Source organism: Staphylococcus sp. HMSC068C09, from assembly GCF_001813735.1.
Lineage (GTDB): Bacteria > Bacillota > Bacilli > Staphylococcales > Staphylococcaceae > Staphylococcus > Staphylococcus hominis.
This window is the reverse complement of the sequence record NZ_KV813747.1, coordinates 1-586: the sequence shown is the minus strand read 5'-3', so window position 1 is coordinate 586 and position 586 is coordinate 1. Positions and strand designations below refer to the sequence as shown.

Below are 586 nucleotides of genomic sequence, written 5' to 3'. Positions count from 1 at the left end.
AAAAAAGAACTTCAAGAAGTAGGATTACTTGAACAAATCCGTACAGGTTTTAATAGACCCAATAAATTATATTTACATGATATAGAAACAAATATTAGTGTAGAAAAAAATATTCAAACTTTATCTGCAACCTATGATAACAAGGAGTCCCAAAATTTGGGACTCCAGAATCCCGAGTTTTGGGATTCCAGAATCTCAAAATTTGGGACTCCAGAATCCCAAATTTTAGACCCTAATGATACTGATTATAATGATACTGATTACATTAAGACTAATAGTAATGATACGTATGATTTGAATGATAAGAAATTAACATCTCCTAGTAATCACACAAGTCATTCAAATCACTATTATTCAAAATTTAATGATGACGCTTTAAAATTTCAATTACTCGAAGAACTACCACAAAGTATACAAACTTATTTAAGTAACTTTTCTGTAACTGAAATTAAACTTATTAAATCTGTATTATTAAAAGCCAAAACATCTTTCAACAATTCCATTGATACATATTACTTATTAGAAGATATGGAAATAGAAATACTTCATGTTCTTAAACGATTTAAAGCCGTGCTTATTCAAAAAA

At 27.8% G+C, this 586-nt stretch carries 1 pseudogene; it reads left to right on the top strand.

The features are described 5' to 3' along the window. Positions 1 to 586, top strand: a pseudogene (locus HMPREF2930_RS02385) (replication protein); the annotation flags it as partial.